The following is a 22,376-nucleotide window of genomic DNA, read 5'->3' on the forward strand; positions in this document are numbered from 1 at the left end:
GAACGGCGAGGGGGTGAGAACAACGAGGGCGTGACATCTCCGGGCCAGGGGCCGAACGCCGCGCCCCCCTCCGGCGTCTCAGGAACGACCGCGGCCGCGCCCACCCGGGCGGCCGCACATCGGCGGACACCGGAGGGACACATGGCCGAGCGCACACCCGTCAGGCCCGGCACGATCGCGGCCGTGGCCATCGCCGTCCTGGCCCTCGGCGGGCTCCAGGGCTCGACGGCCGGCGCGCAGACCGTGGCAGCCGTACCGGCCGCCACGACGACCTGCCACGGCACCCGCCCGGAGGGCGGCTTCACCGAGCCGGCCGGGGCCGACACCGTGGACGACACCCCACTGCAGCGGACCCTCACCCGCCTGGACAAGCTGACGACCGGCAGCCACGCCGACGTCTACGCCGGTCTGGTCGTCGACGAGGACACGGCGAGCGCGGACCTCTACCGCATCCCCTCCGCCGCGTTCGACGAGGCCGCCTGCGACGCGGCCGAGCGGGGCGTGACCCTCCGCATCCACGACCACGACATCAACGAACGGGACCTCACCGTCCTCCTCGACCGGATCAGCGAGGACATGACCCGCTGGGACGGCACCTTCGACCTGCGCGAGGTCGGCCTCGACGGCACCGGCCGCATCGTCATCGGCGTCGACGACCCCGCCACGGCCGAACCGATCCTCCGGGCGGCCTTCGGCGAGCACAACGCCAAGTACCTGGTCGTCGAGTACGCCCCCCAGGCGCACTTGCTCTGACCGGCGGATCTTCGAGGATGCAACACCCCCGAAGATCCGCTATAGTTGATCACGAGCCGCTCACCGGAAATGGAAACGCCCGGTAGCACTCGATGCGTTGGTGGTCCAAGGAAAGACGCCCCGCTTCCTGCGGGGAAATGCAGGTGCAAGGCCTGCCCGGCGCTCCACTCCGAGAGCCCCGTTTCGCGCAAGCGAAGCGGGGCTCTCGCGTTTGCGCGAGGCCGCCGATCGCGCCCGCCGGCAGCCCGTGGCCAGGGAGCTGTTCTTCCTCGGCTCGGTCAAGTGGCTGGAGAACTCCGCGTTCGACGACCATGATCTGGCCGCGCTGCAGAAGCACCGGGCTTCGCTCACCGATCGGCCCGTCCCCCTGGTGGCGGTCTCCCGCAGCGGGGTCGGCTGTGCCGGCCTCCGTGCGGCCTACGGTCCGGACGAGCTGTTCGGCGCCTGGCGCAGGACGTGAGCGAGGGCCGGCCGGCGGGCGGTGCCGTGAAGAGGTGACGTCACCGGCCGGCGCTGTCCGCCCTGTTCAGCAGCCGGCTCAGCAGCAGAGCGCCCCCGGCCGCCACGCCCACCGCTCCCACCGCTCCCACTGCCCCTACGGCCATAAAGCCTCCGCGGGAACGCCACGACAGCACCGACCACCGTGACTGGGCGGAGAACAGGGACCCCGTGCTCAGCCATGACCCGGTCGAGATCAGCGACAAGGAGGAACCGATCGAGCCGACCGAGAGGGCGCTCCCGATCGAGCCGATGGACAGCACCGAGCCCACGGATCCCACGGAGAGCACGGATCCGACCGATCCGATCGACAGCACGGAGTCCTGGGACCACAGCGACAGCAGCGAGGAACAGGGCCGGGACGATGCGCACGGGGACGAGGTGGACGGGGAGGCGGAAGGGGCCGAAGGTGCGGACAGCTTCGTCATGAGGCCATGCTGCCCCCTCACTCCCCGGAACAGAGCCCTCCACCCCGGCCGCGGCGGAAAGTGGTGCCGAAGGCGTCCCCGCCGAACGTTCTCGGCGCGTCCCGCGTCTCAGTGGCGCCCGTCCCACCAGGAGGTCTAGGAGGCCATCACCATGCCGACACCCGCCACCGTACGAGTACGCCACCGCGCCCTGGCCGCCGCCGCGTTGGCCGGCACGCTGCTGTCGACGCTCTCCGCGTGCGGGGAGGAGCCGAAGGAGGTGGCGACACCGGCGCCCGCATGGACGGAACCGTCCGCGTACCGGTACACCCTCACCTCGACCGAGGGCGAACGGGCACTGATCGGCACGTTCGAGGTGACGGTCCGGGACGGAAAGGTCGTCAAGGCCACCGGCCTCGACGACAGCGCCCGCCGGGTGGTGGACCACGACCTGTCCCTGGTGCCCACGATCGCGGAACTGTTGCGGCAGGCGGAGGCGGCCCGGCGTGACGGCGCCGACGCGGTCGACGTCGAGCACGCCCGGAACGGCCGTCCGACCGCCCTCTCCATCGACTGGGACGAGGACGCGATCGACGACGAGGAGGCGTACACCCTCAGCGGCTACGAGGCGCTCGGCTGACTCAGGTCCCGGATCGTGCCGCCCACCTTGGCCTTCAGCTTCTTGAGCACGGGAGGCTTGGCGGAGATGGCCCACTGCGGACCGACCAGGTACTTCCCGCCGTAGATGGAGGCCGACTCCAGCCAGACCTCCTTCAGCTTCTCCTTGGGGAAAGTGGTGATGAGGTAGTCCCCCACCGAGGTCTGGCAGACGCCCTCACGCAGCTCCTCCGCCTCGGTCCGGATCTTCACCTCGCACCCCGTCAGCTCGGCGATCACCTCGACCTTGGCCGGCGCGACCACCGCGGCAACGGCACTGGCCTTCCCCGTCGCCTCGTCCCCACCACCCCCGCAAGCCGCCACCAGGGGCAGGGCCACCAGGCCCGCGGCCAACGCGACCCCACCACGCGACAGCTTCCTCACCATGCCCTGATCTCCGTCCGCGTTCCGAAACCCGAGTGCACTCGGGTACGGGTACGTGCGGGGACGGGGGGATTGCTCAATCTCGGGTGGCTCGGGAGGGCTGGGCCTGAGCACCCGTTCCCCGAGCCGCAACCAATCCCGAAGACAACATTGCTCTCCCACGGACGTCTGGTAGATCCTGGCTATGACGTTCCTGGCGGTGATAGAGGGTGATGCGGGCGGATGGCGCATCGACCGGGATGCGCTGACAGACGCGATCCGTGCCCGGTGGTCCGGGGTCGAGATCGACTCGACGCAACGCAGCGAAGTACGCAGTCTCATATGGCAGTTCGAGACCGAGAACGGTGCCGGTGAGGCGTATCTGCACGAGCACGGTAACTGCCTGTACATGGACGTCTGGCAGGAAGACGCCATCTGGTTGGCGATCGTCTTCCGCAGGCTGACACCTCTGGGTCTCGACCTGGTGTTCTGCGATGAGGGTTACACCTTCGCCGTCCGTCTGCGGGCCGGGACGACGGAAGCCGCGTTGACGGACTTGGTGAATGCCACGGGTTGATCTCAGTCCGTGGCGGTGAACCGGAAGACCCAGGACGTCTTGGACAACACCCCATCGGTCACAGTGCAGAGCAGCCACTTGTGTCTGAGCAATGATGTCGACCCCCACTGGGTCGAGAAAGAAGGATGGAGGTCAGCCGAGGTACGGCTGCTCACGATGTTCCAGAAAGTGACGAAGGCGTAGCCGCTGAGTGTGGTGCATGGGCAACTCGTCAAGCGCCTCTGCCGGGATGAATCGCAGTTCCGTGGACTCGTCGGAGATCGCAAGTTGCCCGCCGACCGCTCGGGCGGTGAAGCAGACATTGAACTGTCGACGCACTTCACCGTCCGTGTACGCGATGACATGGCGCGGGTCGGTGTAGGTCCCGACGAGGCCGGTGATCTCCACGTCCAGGCCGGTTTCCTCTTTCACCTCGCGGATGGCGGTTCCCGGGAGCGAGTCGGCCATCTCCATGGCACCGCCCGGCAGCGCCCAAAGATCGTTGTCCAGTCGGCGCTGGAGAAGAATGCGCCCTTCGTCGTCGGTAACCACCGCGGACGCCGCGACGACCAAACTGTTGGGCTTGGGGGCGTCTGCGTCGTCGTAGTACTCGGTCCGTGCCATGGTCACCCTTCTCGGACTGGCGTCGCAGTCACCCACACAGCTTCGAAGCTGTCCGCGTAGGTGTCGAACGTGCCGCCTGCACCAATTCGGCGCAGGTGCCAGACCGGCGCAGCGTAGGCGTTCACGCCCCAGACGTGGGCGTTGACCAGGGTCTGATCGTCGGCCCGGTAGATCGAGTTGTAGAGCGTCGTGGCATGGGTCCGCACCTCGATGCCAGGTACCCCCACGAGGGGGCGATAGTGCATCAGCGCGAGGCGGCAGCGGGACTGAATCCCGTGGCCGAACTTCTCTTCCTCACCACGTTCCAAAACGTTGGAGCTGTCCGCATCGCCAAGTGCGATACGGATCGTGCACCCTTCGGCCGCTCGCTCCTCCAAGAGCTCGTTGAGTCTCGGATACGCCTCGTGCAGGAAGACGGCGGCATAGACCAACACGTCGATCTGCTCGCGCGCCTGGCTCAGCAAGTCCACAAAGGTGGAAACGGGTACGTCCGCCCGCTTGTCGTAGAGAGCCACAAGTTCCGGGCTGATGGCGCGGGCGGGGCGTGCCTGCCTGAGCGATGGCCATAGAGCATGCACATCTTCTCCTAGCGTTTCTGCTGCCACCATGGCCGTGGCTCGACGCGGCGTACGCCCCAGATTGACCCAACGTTCGACGGACTTGGGATCGACTTCGACCTTGTCCGCGAGGGCGTTGTACGTCCAGCCGCCGGCCGCCATGGCAGCACGTAATCTCTCGTTCGGCATCTCAATCTCTCCCAACATCCGGGGACGGCACCAGGGACGTTCTACCGCACGAGGGACGTCCCAAAATGGGGTTTGTCGGTGGTTCCTACGTCCTGCCGGGCGGCGGGAAGCTCGTCGGCATGGCGAGCAATCAGCAGACCAGGCCAGGCATCGGCGAACTGGCGAAGGACCGTGCCAACGGACGCATCGGCGTCGTCATGGGTCAGATCGGCGGTCGCGTGCAGATACGGCCGGTCTGTGGTGGCCGGGAGTGGGATGCCATGCCGGGCAACGTCGTGGCGCTCAGCGCTCGGGAAGAACTGAGCGCACGTCTGGCCATGAAGAACGGCAACAGTCGGGCTGGGCTGTGATGCGCGCCGTCGGTCGGTACACCGGGGTTCTGTTCATCATCTGCGTCAGCGGTTCGTGCGGCTTGGTGATCGGTGTGGCCCTCGGCCCCGGCCAGTAGACCGGCCGCCCCGGACGGGTGCCGTTACGGCTCCCCGCCCCCGTTCGGGGCTGGCCTCCAAGCCCGCTCCCGATCGTCTTCGAGCCGTGCTCGGCGATCAGGGCGGCAGGTAAGTGCCCTGCACCACCTCACACCAGGAGATGGCAGATGACGGCAACAGCGAACGATCAGAGGACCGGCCGCGCGGTGGCGGGTGAGGAACTGTTCCAGAGCCTCGCCCACTTCGTGATCACCCACAACGACCGGTCGCCCGAGCGGGCCGAGCGGATCGCGGACCAGGCGCTCGCCTTCGTCGTCACGGCGGCCACCGCCACGGTCCCCATGGTCCCGTCGGACGACGTGGACCTCGGCCTCCACGCGCTCATCCTGCACACGAAGGAGTACGCCCAGCTGTGCGAGCGGTACGCGGGGCGCTTCTTGCACCACAACCCGAAGCCGGGCGGCGGGGCGCGTGACCCTGAGCGGGTCGCTGCCTCGGCTCGCGCCATGAAGGCGGCCGGGTTCATGGTCTTCGACGACCTGTGGACCGTGGACGGCACGAACCTCGCGCAGTGCGACTCGGACTGCGGCCGACCCTACGGTCAGGACTGACCCACCCCACAGCGACGCGACCGGCCACAACCCGTGGCCGGTCGCGTCCGCCCGGAAGGAGAAGAGACGTTGTCCGGCCCAACCCCTGAACTGCCGATCGTGGTGCTCGACGCGCTCATGCCCACGGCTCACCACCTGGTCATCAACCGCCGGGGCTCCACGGTCTGGGAGGTGGAGAGCCCACGGGGTCACTACGCCGTGAAGCTCGGCCACCCCATCGAGGCCACGGCCGACTGGGCCGCCCAGCCCTGGACCGCACTCGCGCCGGCACGCGAGGGCGCCGTACTGCATCGTCTCGGCCTCAACGAGATCGCCTACGGCGAGTGGGAACGCGGCACCTGGAACTTCCAGCCGTGGCACGAAGGACCCGACCTGTACCGGCAATGGGAACCCTGCCGCCGACCGGACTCGGCCATCGCGCCCCACAACGAGGTTGCCCTGGGCTGCGTCGAGGCACTGGCCGAACTGCACGCGAAGGGCTGGGCGCACGGTGATGTGCAGCCCGCCCACTTCATCATCGGGCCCGAGCGGACACACCTGATCGACCTCGCCCTCGCCCGTGGCGGAAGCGTGCCCGAGGGATACGACTTCCCGTTCCGCGGCTGCCTCGTCCACTACGAAGCCCCCGAGATCTCCCGCAGCGTGCTCGCCACCGGCGAAGCCGAGCCGACACCGGAAGCCGATATCTACGCCCTCGGCGCGTCCCTGCTCATCTCCGCCACCGGCTGGCGAGCGGTCGAATACCCGGACGACGCTCCTCGACCCGTGCAGAGACAAGCCGTGGCGGACGGTCGTCGCCGCCCCGTAAAGGCGCCCGGTGAGCTGGGCGAACTGATCGACGCCATGCTCAACCACGCCCCCGAAGACCGGCCCACCCTCGACGAGGTCCGCGCGGCACTCATCTGACGTCCGTGCAGCGAGTCGGTCCTCAACCGACCTCATCCGTGGCAGGAGGGGGCTCAGCGACGAAGGAGCCCATGCCCGGGGTCGTCGTGATCAGGCCCTCCGCGCGCAGGGCCGCGGTCACCTTGCGGACAGTCGTTCGCGCCACACCGAACTCCTGCTCAAGCCGCACCTCGGAGATCATCGTGCGGGGCGGGTACTGGCCGCTGGCGATCCGCGTCCGGAGCACATCGGCGATCTGGACCCACTTGGGCCGGGTGGGGTCGAAGTCGATCACAGCAGAACCGTACACAGCGACGGAGATTCGAACATAGAGGACTGCCGGTGCACCTAGGTGTAGACAGGTGCACAGAGAGTCGCTACTGTCTGATGCCATGCAAGACCCCGGCGAGGTGGCAAGACCTCCCGGGGCATGGCCAATGCTGTGTGAGGAGCATCGACATGCTCGACCTTATCCGCCGTGCCGCCCGGCGGCTGCGGCTTCTGTTCATTTCCGGCACCGGCAGGCGGCGAGCGGGAGATCGGCTCGTCGTCGGGTCACCCCTCGCCCGGTGGACCGCGGCACCCTCGACCCCCCTCCCGGCGCACCGCTCCCCGTACGGCCTCGACGAGCGGTTCGACGGTGCCGCCACCGTCGCCGTACGCCCCTACCTCGCCGCCCACGAGCAACGGCTCCGGCGGCGGGAGTTGGCCATGGCGGCGATGGGGATGGACATGCCCGGGCCGTGCTGGATCCATGGGGTGGAGGTCGCCTGATGAGGGGCGAATCGGCTGGTGAGGTGCGGTTGTTGCCGTGGGGCGGGGAGGGAGGCAAGGCCTGTTATCTGGTCACCGACAGGGAGGGCGGGGCCGTGTCCCGGCTGGCTGATGTCGCCGAGGGGGTTCAGCTCGGGATGGGACGGGAGCTGCTCGCTCACGCGGGGGAGATGTTGGCGGAGGATGTGTGGGCGGGCGATCCGTCCGGTGGTGAATTCCGGTTTCTGGCCGCGCGGTTGAGTGAGGCGCTCGCGGACGCGCTTCGGGTGGCCGAGAGTCGGGGGCAACGGCTGCGACGAGGCTCGGGCGACGGCGCCGGGTCGGTCACGGGTTGAGGACCGCGTGCGCGGCGGAGTACGCCCTGGCGTGAGCGGGCGACTGCGGCACGTCGGACTTCGCCGCGCGGGGACGGACATTCACTGGCACTTTCACGGGACAGCCGTTAGCCGCGTAACCGTGGCCGGGTCGCGGGGCGGGCAGACTGTAGCCATGCAGCTTCCCGTGCCGGCCGTCGCGGCCACCGCGCTGATCGAGGTCGTCAGGATCTCCAGGCTGCCCGGCACGCGGGACGTCCCGTACCCCGGTGAGGTGGTCGCCCACTGGGCCGGGGAGGAGGCCGCCGAGGTTCTGGCGCTGATGGGGAGCCTGCCCGGCAGCGTGCAGCACCGCTGTGGGTTCTCGCCTGGATGGGGTGTCCGGGCGTACGACTCCACCCTCGACCTGCCGCTGTTCGAGGCGGCGTTCTGCTTCACCTGCGATGAGGTCCGGATGCGAGGGGCCGCCGTGCCGCCCGGCCTGGCCACGCAGTTCTTCGACGCCGGCGCCGAGCAGGCCCGTGCTCTCCTGGCCCGCTTTCGCAGCGCGGCTACGTAGCCGATTCCGTAATCTCACCGATCACGTGCGCGGGCGGCGGCCGGGAGGATGGGTCCGGTTCGCAGGACCGATGGTGAGCGGTGATCCGTGTTGTCGTGGAGGTGGTCGCGTGCGTGTGCGTTCCCTGGCCGGCGTGCTGAGCGGGGCCCTCGCCCTCTCGGCGTTCTCCGTCCCGGCCGCCCGGGCCGACGGTGACACGACGATCACCGACGTCACCGTGAACGGCGGGGCCGAGGTCGCGCTGGGCCCCTCGGCGCCCAGGACGTTCAAGGTGAGCGTCACGGCGCGGGACGACTCGGGTGTCGATGCCATGAACCTGCAGGTGACACTGCCCGGTTACCTCTACCTGGCCTCGGACCGTGGGCTCACCTGCACCGTGAAGAGCGCCACGACCTCGACCTGCACCGGGTCCTGGACGATCGACACGAGGAGCTTCTACGGCAACGGTCCCGCCGACGACCCCTGGTACGTCGTGGCCTCGGTGAAAGCCGAGGACGGCGACCGCATCGACACGGACCGGGCCGGCACCTTCACCGTACGGCGGCTCGCCGGGCTGACCGTGAACGCCGCCCCGGAGCCGGTGGCCAAGGGCGCCCGGCTCACCGTGACCGGCAGGCTGACCCGGGCCGACTGGAAGACCCACAAGAACGCGGGCTACGCGGGACGGTCGGTGAAGCTGCAGTTCCGCGGGAGCGGCACCTCCGCGTACCGCACCGTGAAGACGGTCACCAGCGGCAGCGGCGGCGCGCTCAAGGCCACGGTCAGGGCCACCGCCGACGGCTACTGGCGCTGGACTTTCGCCGGCAACAGCACCACCTCGGCGGCCAAGGCCAAGGGGGACTACGTCGACGTGCGCTGAGCCACCGTCACACCGCCGTACGACGCGGCGCCCGGACCTCTTGAGAGGTCCGGGCGCCACGGAGGTTCACGCACTCACGCGTCGCGTCACGAAGCCGTGCGGTTCGCGCTCTTGCGGCGGGTGACCACGAAGATGGCGCCGCCCGCGGCCACGAGGCCCGCCGCGCCGATGGCGATCGGGATGGCGTTGCCGCCGCCCGTCTCGGCGAGGTCGCCGGGCTCACCGCCGTTGGGGGTGGGGGCCGCCGGGGCGGAGTCGGAGGGAGAGGGCTCGGTCTTCGGGGTGTCGTCGGCCGGAGGCTTCTCGTCGGCCGGGGGCTGCTCGTCCGCCGGGGGCTGCTCGTCGGCGGGCGGCTGCTCGTCCGCCGGCGGCTGCTCCTCGGCGGGCGGCTGCTCGTCGGCCGGCGGCTGCTCCTCGGCCGGGGGGTTCTCCTCGCCCGGAGGCTGCTCGGTCGTGCAGTCCTTCGTGCCGCCGTTCCAGGCCGCGATCAGCTTGTCCTTGATGACCGGACGGTCGGGACCCTTGGGGGCGTCACCGTGCTCGAAGCCGTCGTTCGCGTCGAACTTGCCGTCGAACTTCACCTTGCCCCGGTACAGGTCCACCTGGCCGAAGCAGCCCGCGTCGGGGACCGCGATGTCGAGGGAGTCCGTGCCGCCCTGCTTGACCGTCACCGTGTCGAAGTCGACGAGGACCTGCTCGCCGGAGGTGGCGAAGGTCGGGCCGTGGGCGAGGTAGGACGCGAGGGAGACCGTGCAGGTCGTGGCGTCGGAGGCGGCGCGGACCTTGATGTGGACCTTGCCGTCCTCGGTGGGCTTGAGGTTCTGCTCGTCGAGCTTGACCCAGTCGGCGAACTTCACGCCGTCCAGCGAGAACTCGCAGCGGTCGGTCTCGGTGGGGGTGCCCGCACCCTGGCCGGGGGCGTAGCTCTTCTTGCCCCAGCCGTCGCCGCCGGGCGTGTCGGTGGCGAAGGCCGGACCCGACACGGCCGCGCTCAGCGCGAGAGCCGCGATGCCCGTTCCCACCAGGCGGCTCACGATGACACGTCTCACTTTGGACATGCAGATCCCATTCTCGAACTCGAATGTACGAGACCCGACCCGGGGCGTGGCGGCAGGACGGCAGCACGAGGCCATGCCCGTCCGGGGCCGCGCCAGGGTGTGAGTGGTCGAAGAAAACACTGGGCCCAAGGGTCACTTGAGCCACAGAGTCTGCACATCGTTTACCACTGGGTAGGGGCTGTCAACCTCGGGAAACGACGCCTCGGCACCCGGCTCCGGCTCCCCCGCGGGGACGACCACGCCCTCGGTGCCGCACATTTGGGGCACAAGGGGAAGCAACCCCTCCGAGTTCTCACGGCGACCTCACGAGTGCCCCAACGGCGAGTCGGGGAACCGTAAAGGGCTCGCCAACCCACCGGGCCGCGCGGGTGAGTTGATACGGGCGGATTTGACAACCCCGTCCCCCGCTCCGGACGCTACGTTCATGACATCCATTTTCATTATCGGCGTCAACGGTGCCGCCGACGGCGAGCGGGGTGACGGTCCATGCGCGTGGCCTTCGTAGGCAAGGGCGGCAGCGGCAAGACGACGCTCTCCGCCCTCTTCGCCCGGCATCTCGCCCGCTCGGGAGCACCGCTCGTGGCGATCGACGGGGACATCAACCAGCATCTCGCGCACGCGCTCGGCCTCGACGAGAACGAGAACTTCGGTGCGCCGGCGCTCAGTTCGCGCACCGGTGAGATCAAGGACCATCTGCGCGGCACGAACCCGCGGATCGTCTCGCGCGAGGCCATGGTGAAGACGACCCCGCCGGGGCGGGGTTCGCGGCTGCTGCGGCTGCTCGGGGACGACGAGGTGCACGGCCGGCACGTCGCCCGTGTGGACGGTGTGCCGCTGATGGTCACCGGCGCCTTCGACGAGAGCGATCTCGGCGTGGCCTGCTACCACTCCAAGCTGGGCGCGGTGGAGCTGTACCTCAACCATCTCGTCGACGGGCCCGGCGAGTACGTCGTCGTCGACATGACCGCCGGCGCGGACGCCTTCGCCTCCGGCCTCTTCACCCGGTTCGACATGACCTTCCTGGTCGCCGAGCCGACCCGGAAGAGCGTGTCCGTGTACCGGCAGTACCGGGAGCACGCCGCCGAGTTCGGCATCCCGGTCGCCGTCGTCGGCAACAAGGTCACCGGCGAGGACGACCTGCTCTTCCTCAAGGAGCACGTCGGTGACGACCTGCTGGCGTACTGCGTGCAGTCGTCGTACGTCCGCGCGCAGGAACAGGGGCGGCCCCAGGGTGAGCTGGAGGCGCACAACCTGCACACGCTGACGCAGCTGAGGGCCGCCGTCGACGCCCGTACGAAGGACTGGGTCACGTTCCAGCGCCAGGCCGTCGAGTTCCACCTCCGCAACGCCGCCGCGTGGGCCGATGCCGCCACCGGGCACGATCTGGCCGCCCAGGTGGACCCCGAGTTCCGGCACGGGCCGCAGGCACCGGCCGCCGCCGGGGCCGACGCCCTCTCCGCCGTCTCGCTCTGAGCGGAACACGGACCGCCCCCGCGACGCTCGGCCGGGAAGGCCCGGCCGAGCTCCTGCGCGGGCTTCTCAGCTCGACGTCAGGGTGACCACGGGGTGACTACCCGGGTCAGCCGTTGATGGGAGTGGTCAGGGTCGGGGTGTTGACCACCTTCGCGCAGATGGCGTAGACCCGCAGCTTGCCCGAGTTGGTCTTGTCCATGTTCGTCGCGAAGGCCCACCAGCGCTCTCCGCTGAGCGGCTGGGACGCGGACAGCTGGTACCGGTCGGCGTGCGAGTTGCCCGCGACCACGGTGGCCCCACCGCCGGTCCGGGTTTCTCCGGGCGGGCACTGGGCGACGACCGCGGCGGTGCCGGGGTACTCGCCGGATGCCACGGGGATGGTCACCTCGTTCTCCACGACACGCACGATGTCGTCGGCCTGCGCCAGCGGGGCCGAACCCAGGACCATCGCCACGGCCGCGGCGCCTACGAGACACTTCTTCAACAAGGGATGCCCATTTCGCTCGAGTTTCAGGGGAGAGCCCTCACGTCGTGAGGGCTCTCCCCTGATCTATCGCTGCGCCGGAGCGCGTCTTCGAACGGCGTCTCGAAACTCGCTCACCCGGCGCAACGACTGCACTCCGTCAGCCGGGGCGGTTGTTTCTGCACGTGGGAGCGTGGGGGGCGTACGGGGGCGCACTACCGGCGTACAGCTGCATGGTTGACAGAGGGCGGGGGCGTCCGCGTGCGCGGAGCGGGGGTGTGGGGGCGGGCGACTTCGTCCCGATGGCGACCGATCCGGCACGATCCCGCCCGCGCTTGTGGGGCTCGTGCGCGGTGGCCGGGTGGCCGGTGAACGCTCGCGGCGCGCCCGGTCCGTGCGCCACGGCGTGCGACCGTGCGATTTGCGCCGTCACGAGTTGGCCCACCTGCGATCACACAAGGTGAATAATGGGGCCTGAGGGCGTCTCAGCGACAGAGAGGGTCGCCGTGGGGACCGACAGGGACAGTGCCGTTTCCCGTCAGCGCTTCGACGTGGCCGATGCCGCGCCGTTGTTGATCGACGCGGACGGGTTCGTGACGAGCTGGACCCGGGACGCGGAGCTGCTCTTCGGGTATCCGGCGGCCGAGATCCTCGGCCGCAGCGTCCGCACGCTCCTGCTCGACGAGGACGACGAACGCATCGGCCTCCTGGCCGAAACGCATCGGGCCCTCGGCGGCTGGTCCGGCATCCTCACCGCACGCCACCGCGACGGCCACCCCCTCAAGGTCATGGTCCGCGTCGTCCCCACGCACGAGGCGGCCTCGGCGGGTCACACGGGTGGCTCAGCGCCGACGGGTGGCCCGGGAGCGACGAGCCGTCCGGCCTCGGCGGCGGTCACCCGCCCTACGGGCGGCGCGTCGGCTCACACGGAGCCGGTGGGCGGCTCGGCACGCCCGGCGTACGAACAGGGCCCGGCGGGCAGGGCCGCGGCCCCGGGCAACAGCTCGGGCACGGCCGGCGGCTCGCCGCCCGGCTCAGGCACGACGGGTGGCCCGGCGGCCCCGGCCCCCGGCTCGCACCCGGCGAGCGGCGCGTCGGCCCACACGGAGCCGGTGGGCGGCTCGGCACGCCCGGCGTACGAACAGGGCCCGGCGGGCAGGGCGGCCGCGGCCCCGGGCAACAGCTCGGGCACGGCCGACGGCCCGCCGCCCAGCTCAGGCACGACGGGTGACCCGGCGGCCCCGGCCCCCGGCTCGCACCCGGCGAGCGGCGCGGCCCGCCCGGCGTACGGCTCGGGCCCGGCAGGCAGGGCCGCGGCCCCGGGCAACAGCTCGGGCACAGCCGACGGCCCGCCGCCCAGCTCAGGCACGACGGGTGACCCGGCGGCCCCGGCCCCCGGCTCGCACCCGGCGAGCGGCGCGGCCCGCCCGGCGTACGGCTCGGGCCCGGCCGGCTCCGCCGGGGCGTCCGGTCCGGGCCGGCGGCCCGGTGGGGCGGCCGGACCCGGCTCGGGGGATCCGACCGTCCGGCCCACCGCCGGTCGAACCGGCGCGGGCGGGACGCTCGGCCGTACCGGCCCCGCCACGTCTGCCGGCCCCGCCACGTCTGCCGGGCCCGCCGGATCCGCCACATCGACCGGCTCCACCGGGGCCACCGGGGCCACTGGCGCCACCGGCGCCACCGGCGCCCCCGGCGCCCCCGGCGCCACCGGGGGTGCGGTCTCCCCCGCCGGTGGGGTGTCGGGGGCCGGATCCGCCGGCTCCGGGGGGCCCGCCTCACCGCCCGGTGCCACCACCCTCGGCGGCCGGCCCGCCCCCCGTCCCGGCCGTCCCTACACGGACCGGCCCGCCCCGCCGTCTCCGGCCCAGGGGGCACCGGCGCCCTCGCCCAAGCCCGCCCCACCACGGCCCGAGTCGTCACACTCCGCCGCTTCGGGCGCGCCACAGACGGCAGCCGGAGGCGGCGCGCGCCCGGCTCCGGGGCCCGGCGCCCGGGCGGCCGCCCAGGGCAGGTCCGCGGTCCGGCAGACCGTGTCCGGACCCGGCTCCCCGTCCGCCCGCCTGCCCTTCTCCCCGTCCCCGGCGCCCTCCGGCCCCGATCCGCTCAGGGCGGCCCACTGGATGGCCCTCGTCTCCGATGCCTCGGACGCTCCCGGCTGGGACATGAGCCGGACGGTGCTGGAGCGGATGACCGCGTGGTCGCCCGTGGGCATAGCGATGGTGGACACGGAGCTGCGGTTCGTGTGGTCGAACGCGGCGCTGGAGCGGTTCGGCGGCGGCCGTGCGCACGAGCGCGTGGGGCTGCGGCTCGCCGAGGTGCAGCCGGGCCTCGACGCCGAGCGCATCGAGGCGCAGATGCGCAAGGTGCTGGAGACGGGCGTCCCGGTGCTCGACTACGAGCACGTGGGCCGGCTGCGGTCGGCACCGCACCGCGAGACCGCGCACGCCATGTCGTTCACCCGGCTGGAGGACGACCACGGGCGCCCGATCGGCGTGTACTACACGGTGGTCGACGTCTCGGAGCAGCACCGCGCCCGTATCCGGCTGGCCCTGCTCGACCGGGCCGGTGAGCAGATCGGCCGGACCCTCGACGTGGGCCGCACCGCGCAGGAGCTGGCGGACGTGGTCGTGCCGACGCTCGCCGACTTCGTGACCGTGGACCTGCTCGACTCGGTGCTGCGGGGCGCCGAGCCGGGCCCCCTGGACGACGATTCCGTCCCGCTGCGGCGGGTCGCCCAGCAGTCCGTGCACGACGGGGTGCCGGAGGCCGTCCTGGAGGTCGGCGCGTTCGCCTCGTACGCGGCCGGTTCGCCGCCGGTGCGGGTGCTCGTCGAGGGCCGGTCGTGGTCGGAGCCGCGGCTGGACCCGCTGTCGGCGGAGTGGGCCAAGGCCGTGCCGGGGGGCCGGGCGCTGCCCGTGGAGGCGCTCCGGCTGCACAGTGTGATGATCGTGCCGGTGCGGGCGCGCGGCATCACGCTCGGCATCACCACGTTCTTCCGGCGCGACCGGCTGGATCCCTTCGACGCGGTCGACCTGGGCCTCGCCGAGGAGCTGGTCGGCCGGGCCGCCGTCTGCGTCGACAACGCCCGCCGGTACACGCGCGAGCGCGACGCCGCCCTCGTCCTCCAGCGCAGCCTGCTGCCGCGCCGGCTGCCCGAGCAGGACGCGGCCGAGGTCGCGGCCCGCTACCGGCCCGCCGACGAACTCACCGGCCTCGGCGGCGACTGGTACGACGTCATCCCGCTCTCCGGCGCCCGCGTCGCCCTGGTCATCGGCGAGGTCGCGGGCCACGGCATCGACGGCGCCGCCGCCATGGGCCGCCTCCGTACGGCCGTCCGCACCCTCGCCGACCTCGATCTGCCGCCGGACGAGGTGCTCGCCCACCTCGACGACATGGTGGCCAAGTCGGCGCGGCAGGAGGGCGCCGAGCCGGGCGGGGGCAGCGGCCCGACGGTCGGGGCCCGCTGTCTGTACGTGGTCCACGACCCGGTGTCGGGCACCTGCGCCATGGCCGCCGCCGGACACGCGGCCCCGGCCCTGGTCGCCCCCGACGGCACGGTCACCTTCCCCGCACTGCCCCAGGGGCCGGCGCTCGGCGTCGACCAGCAGCCCTTCGAGGCGCTGGAGCTGGACCTCCCCGAGGGCACCGTCATCGCCCTGCACACCGACGGCCTGCTCGCCGGGTCCTCCCGCGAGGCGCTGTGCCGGGCGCTGGCCCGGCCCGAGCCCTCCCTCGAACGGCACGCCCAGCGTGTCCTCGACGCCCTCGCCCCGGCCCGCCCCACCGACGACGTCGCCCTCCTGCTGGCCCGCACCCGGCGGCTGCCCGCGCACCGGGTCGCCTCCTGGGAGCTGCCGGCCGACCCGGCGCTCGTCGCGGAGGCCCGCAAGACGACCGCGCGGCAGCTCGGGGTGTGGGGGCTGGACGAGCTGGCGTTCACCACCGAACTGGTCGTCAGCGAGCTGGTCACCAACGCGATCCGGCACGCGGCCGGACCCATCCGGCTCCGGCTCGTCCTCGAACGCACCCTGATCTGCGAGGTGTTCGACGGCGGCGCCACCGCGCCCCATCTGCGCCACCCGCGCACCACCGACGAGGGCGGCCGCGGCCTCTTCCTCATCTCCCAGTTCACCCAGCGCTGGGGCACCCGCTTCCTGCCCGAGGGCAAGGTGATCTGGGCGGAACAGTCCCTGGCGGAACCCACGGCGAACCCGTGGGCGGGTTTCCCGGCCTGACCCGTCCGCCCGGGCCTACCCCCATTCCCCGCGGTACGCCATGCGGGGACGCCGTCACTGGCCCGGCCGGGTGAACATCACCCGGCCGCCGTCCGCGTCCCCGCACCCCTCGCCCCCTCCGCCTCCCCCGAATCTCCACATTCCCGGCATCGCGCCGCCGCCTCCCTCCCCTCCCGTGCCCCGTTCGGCCTGATTAGTCGCGGTTGGCACTTCATATGAATGCAGGCGTCGGCTTCGGGCACCGGGTTCCGTCGCCTCGGCAGGACATCAGGAGAAGAGGACGTGGCGTGAAGCGAAGAACTCCGGGGGGCGTGGGTCTGGTCCTGGCCGTCTCGGCGGCGCTGGTGCTCGGTCCGGCCGGCGAGGCGGTCCCGGCCGGCCCCGGCTCCGCCGGCCCGGTCGCCGGCCGGGCACCCGGCGACGGCAACGTGACCGTCCGCGTCTTCAACGAGGTGGACGCCGACGGGACGTACGACAGCGGTCTGGAGAAGGGCCGCGAGGGCGTGCGGGTCACCCTCACCGACGACCGGGGGACGGTGGTGACCAAGACCACCAACACCTATGGCGTCGCCTGGTTCCAGCCGTCGGCCACCCCTCTGCTGGGCGGCCGGTACCGGGTGCAGGTCCACAACCCCGACCCGCGCACCCTGCAGCCGGCGATCGCGGGACTCGGTGACGGTCCGAACGTCATGCGCAGCGGCGTCGGCTTCGTGGACGTCTCCCGGAACCGCAGCGTGACGTACACGACCGGCTTCTGGGAGCCCGGGGTCTACTGCCAGGAGAACCCCGACCTGGTGACCTGCAACCTGACCAAGGGCGACGCCCCCGACACCCACCAGGGGCTGGTGCGGTTCACCGGGAACTTCTCCGACACCCACCCCGGCGGCACGGTCGAGCGGCTGACCAACAACACCCAGCAGGGCGCGGTGTTCGGCATCGGCAACGACCGCACCGGCAACACCTACATGGGCACACTGGTCAAGCGGCACGCGGCGTACGGGCCGGCGGGCGCGACCAACACGGTCTACCGCCGCAACAGCGCCTCCGGGGTGAGCACCTTCGTCACCCTCCCGGGCCTGCTGACCGAGCACGACGAGTCCGACGACTGGCTCCGGGACTACCCCGTCTACAGCCGGGTCGGCCGGGAGGGCATCGGCGACGTCGACGTCTCCGGCGACGGCCGGACCCTGTACGCGGTCAGCCTCAACGACTCCCGGCTGTACACCGTGCCGATCCGCGGCAGCGGCGACGGGGTGTACCCGGGCAGGTACCGCTCGCACGTCATCCCCGAGCCGGAGGACTGCGCCGGCCGCTGGCACCCGTACGGCATCGGGGTGCGCGGCGGCCGGGTGCTCGTCGGCGGGGTGTGCGGCGCGGAGAACACGGTCACGCGCGGCACCCCGTGGGGCGACCCGTCCGAGGTCACCGCGCACGTCTACGAGTTCCGGCAGGGCTCGTTCCGTCATCTGTTCCACACGGCGATGAACTACCCGCGCGGCTGCGCCTACCGGTTCACCGGACTGCCCGCGAGCATCGCCCGCTGCACCAAGCCCGCCACCGTCGGCCAGCCGCTGAGCGCCATGTGGGAGGCGTGGAACCAGCGCGTCCCCGTGCCCGGGCACCTCTCCTTCGTCTCCGCGCCGCAGCCGATCCTGTCCAACATCGAGATCGCCGACAACGGTGACCTGGTGCTGGGCTTCCGCGACCGCTTCGCCGACATGCAGGGGACGGCGACGTACCCCTTCAACGCCCGGAACAGGGGCCTGGTCCGGGCCGTCGCCGCCGGTGACGTGCTGCGCGTGTGCGCCACCGGGACCACGTACACGCTGGAGAACAACGCACGGTGCGACGCGCTCTACGGCGCGCGGCCCAACAACGACGAGGGGCCGGGCCACGGCGAGTTCTACGACGACTCGACCGCCCTCACCGACGCCCACGAGGACCAGGTCACCCAGGGCGGCACGGCGCTCCAGCCGTTCCGGAACAGGCTGTGGAGCACGGTCTTCGACCCCTTCGACAACCACCCCTGGGAGCAGGGCGTCCGCCGCTGGAACACCGGCAAGGGCCGGACCGAGGGCAACCTGACGGTCCAGAACACCTGGAGCGCCGACGCCGCGCGGCGTGCGCTGCTCTTCGGCAAGGGCAACGGCCTCGCCGACCTGGAGATGGTCTGCGACCGCGCGCCCGTCCAGATCGGCAACCGGGTCTGGTACGACGTCAACGGCAACGGGATCCAGGACCCCTCCGAGCCGCCGGTCAGGAACGTGAAGGTGACGCTCGACCCGCTGTCGCCCGGCCCCGACCTCACGGCCCGCACGGACGCCAACGGCGAGTACTACATCGGCGGCGCCCAGGGCCTGCGGCCCAACACCACCTACCGGGTCTCCTTCGACCACCGCGGCGTCGACACCACCGCGCTGCCGGGGCGGCCGAGTCTCGCCTCCCTCAAGTGGACGGTGAAGGACGCCGGTTCGAACCGCGCGATCGACTCGGACGCCGACCTGCACGGCCGGACCGTCGTCCGCGTCGGCGACCCCGGTCATGTGAACCACACGGTCGACGCCGGCCTCACCAAGTCGGTGCGGCTGACGCTCCTGAAGCTGGACAGGAAGACCGACAAGCCGCTGAGCGGGGCGGTGTTCGAGCTGTGGCAGGACACCAACGGCGTCCCCGGCCTGCAGCGCGGCGGTATGCGCAAGGACCGCTTCGTCAACGACTGCGCCACCTCCCGCACCGGCACCTGCTCGTTCGGCTCGCTGCTGCCCGGCACGTACCACCTGGTGGAGACCGACGTCCCCGAGGGCTACCTCAGGCCGAAGCAGCCGGTCACCGGGCCGTACGTGCTCACCCCGGCGAACGCCTCGTCCGGGAGCGGGCTGCCGGTGAAGCTGCGCAACCAGCGGGGAGAGGCGTGCAAGGGCAAGAAGTGCTGACGGCCGACGGTTGACCCCCGCGCGGCTCCGGACGGGCCGTCCCCCGGCACAGACCCCGGTGGGCGGCCCGAGGCCGGTTCCCGTTCGGCCCAGCAGGACGTCTCCGCGGCGCGCGGAATGCCGTATCTCTGGGAGGGGGTTCGGCGAGCGAGTGTGTGAGTACCGGAGGCCGCGTTGACGACCCGACGAAGGACACGCAAGACCCGGATACGTACGGTCGCGGCGGTGACCTCCGCCCTGCTGGGCTGGACGGTGGTCCCCGCGGCCACCGCGGCGCCCGCGCCGGAGTGCGTCACGCGCACCGGCCCCTACCAGTGGGACCTGGAACGCCATCTCCGGCTTCCCGCCGACGGCCGTCAGTCCCCCGCCGACTGCGTGGCGATCCGCGCGTTCCAGCAGCGCACGGGGGTGCGGCCGGCCGACGGTTACGCGGGCCTCGCCACCTACCGCACCATGCTGGTCGTGCAGGCCCGCCCCGACCCGAACGCGGCCGGCAAGTGCCCGGTGCGGACGTACCAGGTGACGTGCGTGGACCTCGACCGTCAGCTGATGTGGGTGCAGGAGGACGAGCGGGTGATCTACGCGCCGGTGCCCGTGCGCACCGGCAGGGACGGCCAGGAGACCCGTACCGGCTGGCACACGGTCTACTGGAAGAACCGCGACCACCACTCCGACCTGTACGACGACGCCCCCATGCCGTTCGCCCAGTTCTTCGACAACGGGCAGGCCTTCCACGGCGTCCTCGACGACCTGTTCCGGGGCGGCTCCCACGGCTGTGTGAACCTGCGCTACGCGGACGCCGAACGGCTCTGGAACATCATGCACGAGGACGACGCGGTGTACGTGTGGGGCGTGAAGCCGGGCACGGGACGGTCGCTGCGGCCCTCCTCCGAACGGGGTTGAGCGGCGGACGCCGACGCGCACCCCGTACGATCTCGGCATGTCCCGCCGCACCTGGATCGCCGTGTCGACCGTCGGCGCCCTCGCCCTCGCCGCCGCGGTGACGGTGCACCTGCTGAGCGCACCCACCTACAGCTTCGCCGCCGCTCCCCTGGCCGGCGATCCCGCCTGCGCCCGGGTCGGCGAGCGCTACCCCGACCGGCTGGCCGGGCTGGAGAGGTCGGCCACCACGACGGAGGGGGCCGCGGTCTGGGGCGACGGGGCCGTCGTCGCGCGCTGCGGCTTCCCCCGGCTCGGGGCCACCGACGACGCGTGCACCCAGGTCGACGGGGTGGACTGGGCCTGGCGTACGAGCACGGACGACGACGGCCGGGAGGTGCTGGTGACCTACGGCCGGGAGCCGTCCGTCGAGGTGCAGCTCACCGTCGGCGAGGCGGCCCCCGACGCCGTCCTCGTGGGCCTCACCCCCGTCGTGAGACATCTGGAGCAGGACAACGAGTGCCTCGCTCCCTCCGATGTCACGGCTCCCACGACACCGCCGCACCACACCCACTGACGGAGCTGGAGTACCCGATGGCCACGAGGAGGACGGCCCGGCCGGCGGCCCTGTGCGCGCTCGTGGTCGTGCTGGCCGGCTGCTCGACGAGCGAACCGCTGGTGCTCGACACGGACTCGGCGCAGTCGGGCATGTCCCAGCCGTTCGAGCGCGTTCCGGTGGCCGAGCGCGCGGACGCTCCCGCGTTCTCCGGCCGTACGGTCGACGGGAAGCCGGTCCGCCTCTCCGACTACCGGGGCGAGGTCGTCGTGGTGAACGCCTGGGCCACCTCGTGCGGTCCCTGCCGGGCCGAGGCGCCCGCCCTGGAGCGCACGTACCGGACGTTCGAGGACCGGGGCGTGCGGGTCCTGGGGATCAGCACCGACGTCGAACGACGGAACGCGCGGGCCTTCCAGAAGGAGTTCGGCCTCTCCTACCCGAGCCTGCACGACCCGGGCGGCCGGCAGTTCCTGGAACTGCCGCGCGGCATGGTGAACCCGCAGCTCCTGCCCTTCACCCTGTTCGTCGACCGGGCGGGCAGGATCGCGGGAGCCGTCCAAGCCCGCCTGGACGAGAAGGAGTTGGCGGCGATTGTCACGCCGTTGCTGAAGGAGGGGAAGGGGGCGGGCCGGTGACACGGGCGGGCCGCCCGGCCACGTCGGAGGAGTCGTCCTCGTCGGCGGACGTCTCGTCCGGGGACTGCTCCTCGGAGGTGTCCTGATCGGTGGGGTCCTCCTCGGACGGCCCGGTCGGCGTCCGGTCGTCCTCGGGGCTCGTCCCCGGGCTCGCCTCACCGGTCTTCTTCGGGTCCTTCTTCGGGTCCTCCTTCGGAGTCTTCCCGCCCTTCGTCGCGCCCTGCCGTTCCTTCTCCAGGACGTCCCGGAGCCGCTTCGCCCCCGCGCGGGCGGCGTCGCGGGTGGCGGTGTCGTCGATGCCGTAGAGGCCGCCGTGGGTGACGAGGGCGGCGGTGTCGCCCACGCGGACGGTCGCGAGGTCGAAGGTGAGGGCGCTGTCCTCGCCCTCGACGTCACCGCTGACGACCAGCCGCAGGCCCTGCCGGGCATCGCCCAGGTCGCCGGGCAGGTCCACGGGGGTGACCTGGGCGCCGTGTTCCCGGCCCTGGGAGCCGGTGATGGTGAACTCCCCGCAGTCGTCGATGAGTTGACGGAGGTGTCCGAGCCGGGCATCCACGTCGGCCCGGTCGTACGCGCCCACCTGGTAGCGCAGCTGGGCGCCGTACTCGAAGTCGTCGAACCCCGCGACGGCCGTCCCGCCCCGGGGCTTGCCGAGGACGTCCTCGGCGTAGACCGCGTCGAGGAGTTCCTGGCACTCGGGGCGGTCGGTGCGGCCCTTGAGGAGGCCGTCCCGCCAGGTCGCCGCGCCCTGGGTGCCGGCCCAGGTGTCGCCGAGGTCGCCCTGGCGGAGCAGGGCGCTGCGGGCCCGGGCGTCGGTGAGGGCGGAGGCGGACGGCGCGGAGGGCGAGGGGGAGGCCGTGTCGTCGACGGCCGCCTCGGGGAAGCCGCGCGGGTGCCCCGGATCGTCCACGAAGCAGCCCGCCGCGCCCGCGAGCATCCCGAGGACCACGACCCGGGCGAGAACACGGTACGGACGACGCATGGCGGAGCCTCCCGGGAGCACGATGTTTCCGCTCCCACGCCAACACCACCCGGGCCCTCCCACCAGCGCACGAGGGCGTACGGGTGAGCCACTCCCCCGTACGGCTCCCCGCCACCCGGACCAGTGGC

Annotated in this window: 24 protein-coding genes and 2 pseudogenes; 18 read left to right on the forward strand and 8 right to left on the reverse strand. The window is 71.9% G+C overall.

Features of this window, described 5'->3' with window-relative positions; translation table 11 throughout:
* The first annotated feature begins 141 nt into the window (after positions 1–141).
* Positions 142–753, forward strand: coding sequence for a hypothetical protein (locus PYR72_RS24000; protein WP_275457235.1), 612 nt, complete (start codon positions 142–144; stop codon positions 751–753).
* Positions 754–991: 238 nt separating this feature from the next.
* Positions 992–1,213 (forward strand): annotated as a pseudogene (locus tag PYR72_RS24005) (ATP-binding protein); the annotation flags it as partial.
* A gap of 40 nt (positions 1,214–1,253) precedes the next feature.
* On the opposite strand, the gene PYR72_RS24010 reads toward PYR72_RS24005, so the two are convergent.
* On the reverse strand, positions 1,254–1,679 hold the full coding sequence (locus PYR72_RS24010; RefSeq protein WP_275457236.1) for a hypothetical protein: 426 nt from the start codon (positions 1,677–1,679) through the stop codon (positions 1,254–1,256).
* Between the two features lie 151 nt (positions 1,680–1,830).
* Here PYR72_RS24010 and PYR72_RS24015 point away from each other — a divergent pair, with 151 nt between their 5' ends.
* Positions 1,831–2,298 carry a DUF6174 domain-containing protein gene (locus tag PYR72_RS24015; protein WP_275457237.1) on the forward strand — a complete coding sequence of 156 codons (468 nt, stop codon included), beginning with the start codon at positions 1,831–1,833 and terminating at the stop codon, positions 2,296–2,298.
* Here the strand turns inward: PYR72_RS24015 and PYR72_RS24020 are convergent.
* On the reverse strand, positions 2,280–2,702 hold the full coding sequence (locus PYR72_RS24020) for a hypothetical protein (RefSeq protein WP_275457238.1): 423 nt from the start codon (positions 2,700–2,702) through the stop codon (positions 2,280–2,282). The genes PYR72_RS24015 and PYR72_RS24020 overlap by 19 nt on opposite strands.
* Before the next feature lie 181 nt (positions 2,703–2,883).
* Here PYR72_RS24020 and PYR72_RS24025 point away from each other — a divergent pair, with 181 nt between their 5' ends.
* Complete coding sequence (locus PYR72_RS24025; protein ID WP_275457239.1) at positions 2,884–3,255, forward strand: hypothetical protein; 372 nt, start codon at positions 2,884–2,886, stop codon at positions 3,253–3,255.
* A 132-nt stretch (positions 3,256–3,387) separates the two neighbouring features.
* Here the strand turns inward: PYR72_RS24025 and PYR72_RS24030 are convergent, their stop codons facing one another.
* Both PYR72_RS24030 and PYR72_RS24035 read right to left on the reverse strand, forming a co-directional pair.
* Complete coding sequence (locus PYR72_RS24030; protein WP_275457240.1) at positions 3,388–3,858, reverse strand: NUDIX domain-containing protein; 471 nt, start codon at positions 3,856–3,858, stop codon at positions 3,388–3,390.
* A gap of 2 nt (positions 3,859–3,860) precedes the next feature.
* Positions 3,861–4,604 carry a helix-turn-helix transcriptional regulator gene (locus tag PYR72_RS24035; RefSeq protein ID WP_275457241.1) on the reverse strand — a complete coding sequence of 248 codons (744 nt, stop codon included), beginning with the start codon at positions 4,602–4,604 and terminating at the stop codon, positions 3,861–3,863.
* 65 nt (positions 4,605–4,669) lie between these two features.
* On the opposite strand from PYR72_RS24035, the gene PYR72_RS24040 reads away from it, so the two are divergent.
* From PYR72_RS24040 to PYR72_RS24050, 3 genes are all read left to right on the forward strand, one after another.
* Positions 4,670–4,954, forward strand: coding sequence for a hypothetical protein (locus PYR72_RS24040; protein WP_275457242.1), 285 nt, complete (start codon positions 4,670–4,672; stop codon positions 4,952–4,954).
* A 245-nt stretch (positions 4,955–5,199) separates the two neighbouring features.
* Positions 5,200–5,643, forward strand: a complete 444-nt coding sequence (locus PYR72_RS24045) for a hypothetical protein (RefSeq protein WP_275457243.1) — start codon at positions 5,200–5,202, stop codon at positions 5,641–5,643.
* A 69-nt stretch (positions 5,644–5,712) separates the two neighbouring features.
* Positions 5,713–6,549: a protein kinase gene (locus PYR72_RS24050; RefSeq protein ID WP_275457244.1), complete on the forward strand. Its 837-nt coding sequence runs from the start codon at positions 5,713–5,715 to the stop codon at positions 6,547–6,549.
* Positions 6,550–6,571: 22 nt separating this feature from the next.
* Here PYR72_RS24050 and PYR72_RS24055 read toward each other — a convergent pair whose 3' ends face one another.
* The gene (locus PYR72_RS24055; RefSeq protein WP_275457245.1) at positions 6,572–6,823 is read right to left on the reverse strand and encodes a GntR family transcriptional regulator; all 252 of its coding nucleotides are present in this window, start codon (positions 6,821–6,823) and stop codon (positions 6,572–6,574) included.
* A gap of 164 nt (positions 6,824–6,987) precedes the next feature.
* Here PYR72_RS24055 and PYR72_RS24060 point away from each other — a divergent pair, with 164 nt between their 5' ends.
* The 4 genes from PYR72_RS24060 to PYR72_RS24075 all read left to right on the forward strand — a co-directional run bounded on the left by PYR72_RS24060 (position 6,988) and on the right by PYR72_RS24075 (position 9,034).
* Positions 6,988–7,302, forward strand: a complete 315-nt coding sequence (locus tag PYR72_RS24060; protein ID WP_275457246.1) for a hypothetical protein — start codon at positions 6,988–6,990, stop codon at positions 7,300–7,302.
* Positions 7,302–7,637, forward strand: a complete 336-nt coding sequence (locus tag PYR72_RS24065; RefSeq protein ID WP_275457247.1) for a hypothetical protein — start codon at positions 7,302–7,304, stop codon at positions 7,635–7,637. Before PYR72_RS24060 ends, PYR72_RS24065 begins: the two co-directional genes overlap by 1 nt.
* Positions 7,638–7,791: 154 nt before the next feature.
* Positions 7,792–8,175 (forward strand): hypothetical protein, encoded by a 384-nt coding sequence (locus tag PYR72_RS24070; protein ID WP_275457248.1) that lies wholly within the window; start codon positions 7,792–7,794, stop codon positions 8,173–8,175.
* 109 nt (positions 8,176–8,284) lie between these two features.
* Entirely contained in the window at positions 8,285–9,034 is a 750-nt protein-coding gene (locus PYR72_RS24075) for a calcium-binding protein (RefSeq protein WP_275457249.1), read from the forward strand.
* Positions 9,035–9,120: 86 nt separating this feature from the next.
* Here the strand turns inward: PYR72_RS24075 and PYR72_RS24080 are convergent, their stop codons facing one another.
* Positions 9,121–10,092 (reverse strand): LAETG motif-containing sortase-dependent surface protein, encoded by a 972-nt coding sequence (locus PYR72_RS24080; protein WP_275457250.1) that lies wholly within the window; start codon positions 10,090–10,092, stop codon positions 9,121–9,123.
* Between the two features lie 486 nt (positions 10,093–10,578).
* On the opposite strand from PYR72_RS24080, the gene PYR72_RS24085 reads away from it, so the two are divergent.
* Positions 10,579–11,565 carry an ATP-binding protein gene (locus PYR72_RS24085; RefSeq protein WP_275457251.1) on the forward strand — a complete coding sequence of 329 codons (987 nt, stop codon included), beginning with the start codon at positions 10,579–10,581 and terminating at the stop codon, positions 11,563–11,565.
* A gap of 106 nt (positions 11,566–11,671) precedes the next feature.
* Here PYR72_RS24085 and PYR72_RS24090 read toward each other — a convergent pair whose 3' ends face one another.
* Positions 11,672–12,019 (reverse strand): hypothetical protein, encoded by a 348-nt coding sequence (locus tag PYR72_RS24090; protein ID WP_275457252.1) that lies wholly within the window; start codon positions 12,017–12,019, stop codon positions 11,672–11,674.
* A 476-nt stretch (positions 12,020–12,495) separates the two neighbouring features.
* On the opposite strand from PYR72_RS24090, the pseudogene PYR72_RS24095 reads away from it, so the two are divergent.
* The 6 genes and pseudogenes from PYR72_RS24095 to PYR72_RS24120 all read left to right on the forward strand — a co-directional run.
* Positions 12,496–12,840 (forward strand): annotated as a pseudogene (locus PYR72_RS24095) (PAS domain S-box protein); the annotation flags it as partial.
* A 924-nt stretch (positions 12,841–13,764) separates the two neighbouring features.
* Entirely contained in the window at positions 13,765–16,263 is a 2,499-nt protein-coding gene (locus tag PYR72_RS24100; RefSeq protein WP_275460501.1) for a SpoIIE family protein phosphatase, read from the forward strand.
* Positions 16,264–16,550: 287 nt separating this feature from the next.
* Positions 16,551–19,196 (forward strand): SdrD B-like domain-containing protein, encoded by a 2,646-nt coding sequence (locus PYR72_RS24105; protein ID WP_275457253.1) that lies wholly within the window; start codon positions 16,551–16,553, stop codon positions 19,194–19,196.
* A 225-nt stretch (positions 19,197–19,421) separates the two neighbouring features.
* Positions 19,422–20,099: a L,D-transpeptidase family protein gene (locus tag PYR72_RS24110; RefSeq protein WP_275457254.1), complete on the forward strand. Its 678-nt coding sequence runs from the start codon at positions 19,422–19,424 to the stop codon at positions 20,097–20,099.
* Between the two features lie 37 nt (positions 20,100–20,136).
* Positions 20,137–20,652 (forward strand): DUF3515 family protein, encoded by a 516-nt coding sequence (locus PYR72_RS24115; protein WP_275457255.1) that lies wholly within the window; start codon positions 20,137–20,139, stop codon positions 20,650–20,652.
* Positions 20,653–20,669: 17 nt separating this feature from the next.
* A complete protein-coding gene (locus tag PYR72_RS24120) occupies positions 20,670–21,266 on the forward strand; it encodes a TlpA disulfide reductase family protein (RefSeq protein WP_275457256.1) in 597 nt (198 codons plus the stop codon).
* On the opposite strand, the gene PYR72_RS24125 is transcribed toward PYR72_RS24120, so the two are convergent.
* Positions 21,226–22,248 (reverse strand): hypothetical protein, encoded by a 1,023-nt coding sequence (locus PYR72_RS24125; protein ID WP_275457257.1) that lies wholly within the window; start codon positions 22,246–22,248, stop codon positions 21,226–21,228. The two genes, PYR72_RS24120 and PYR72_RS24125, sit on opposite strands and share 41 nt — an antisense overlap.
* Between the last annotated feature and the right edge of the window lie 128 nt (positions 22,249–22,376).

This window comes from Streptomyces sp. VNUA24, from assembly GCF_029167005.1.
Classification (GTDB): Bacteria; Actinomycetota; Actinomycetes; order Streptomycetales; family Streptomycetaceae; genus Streptomyces; species Streptomyces scabiei.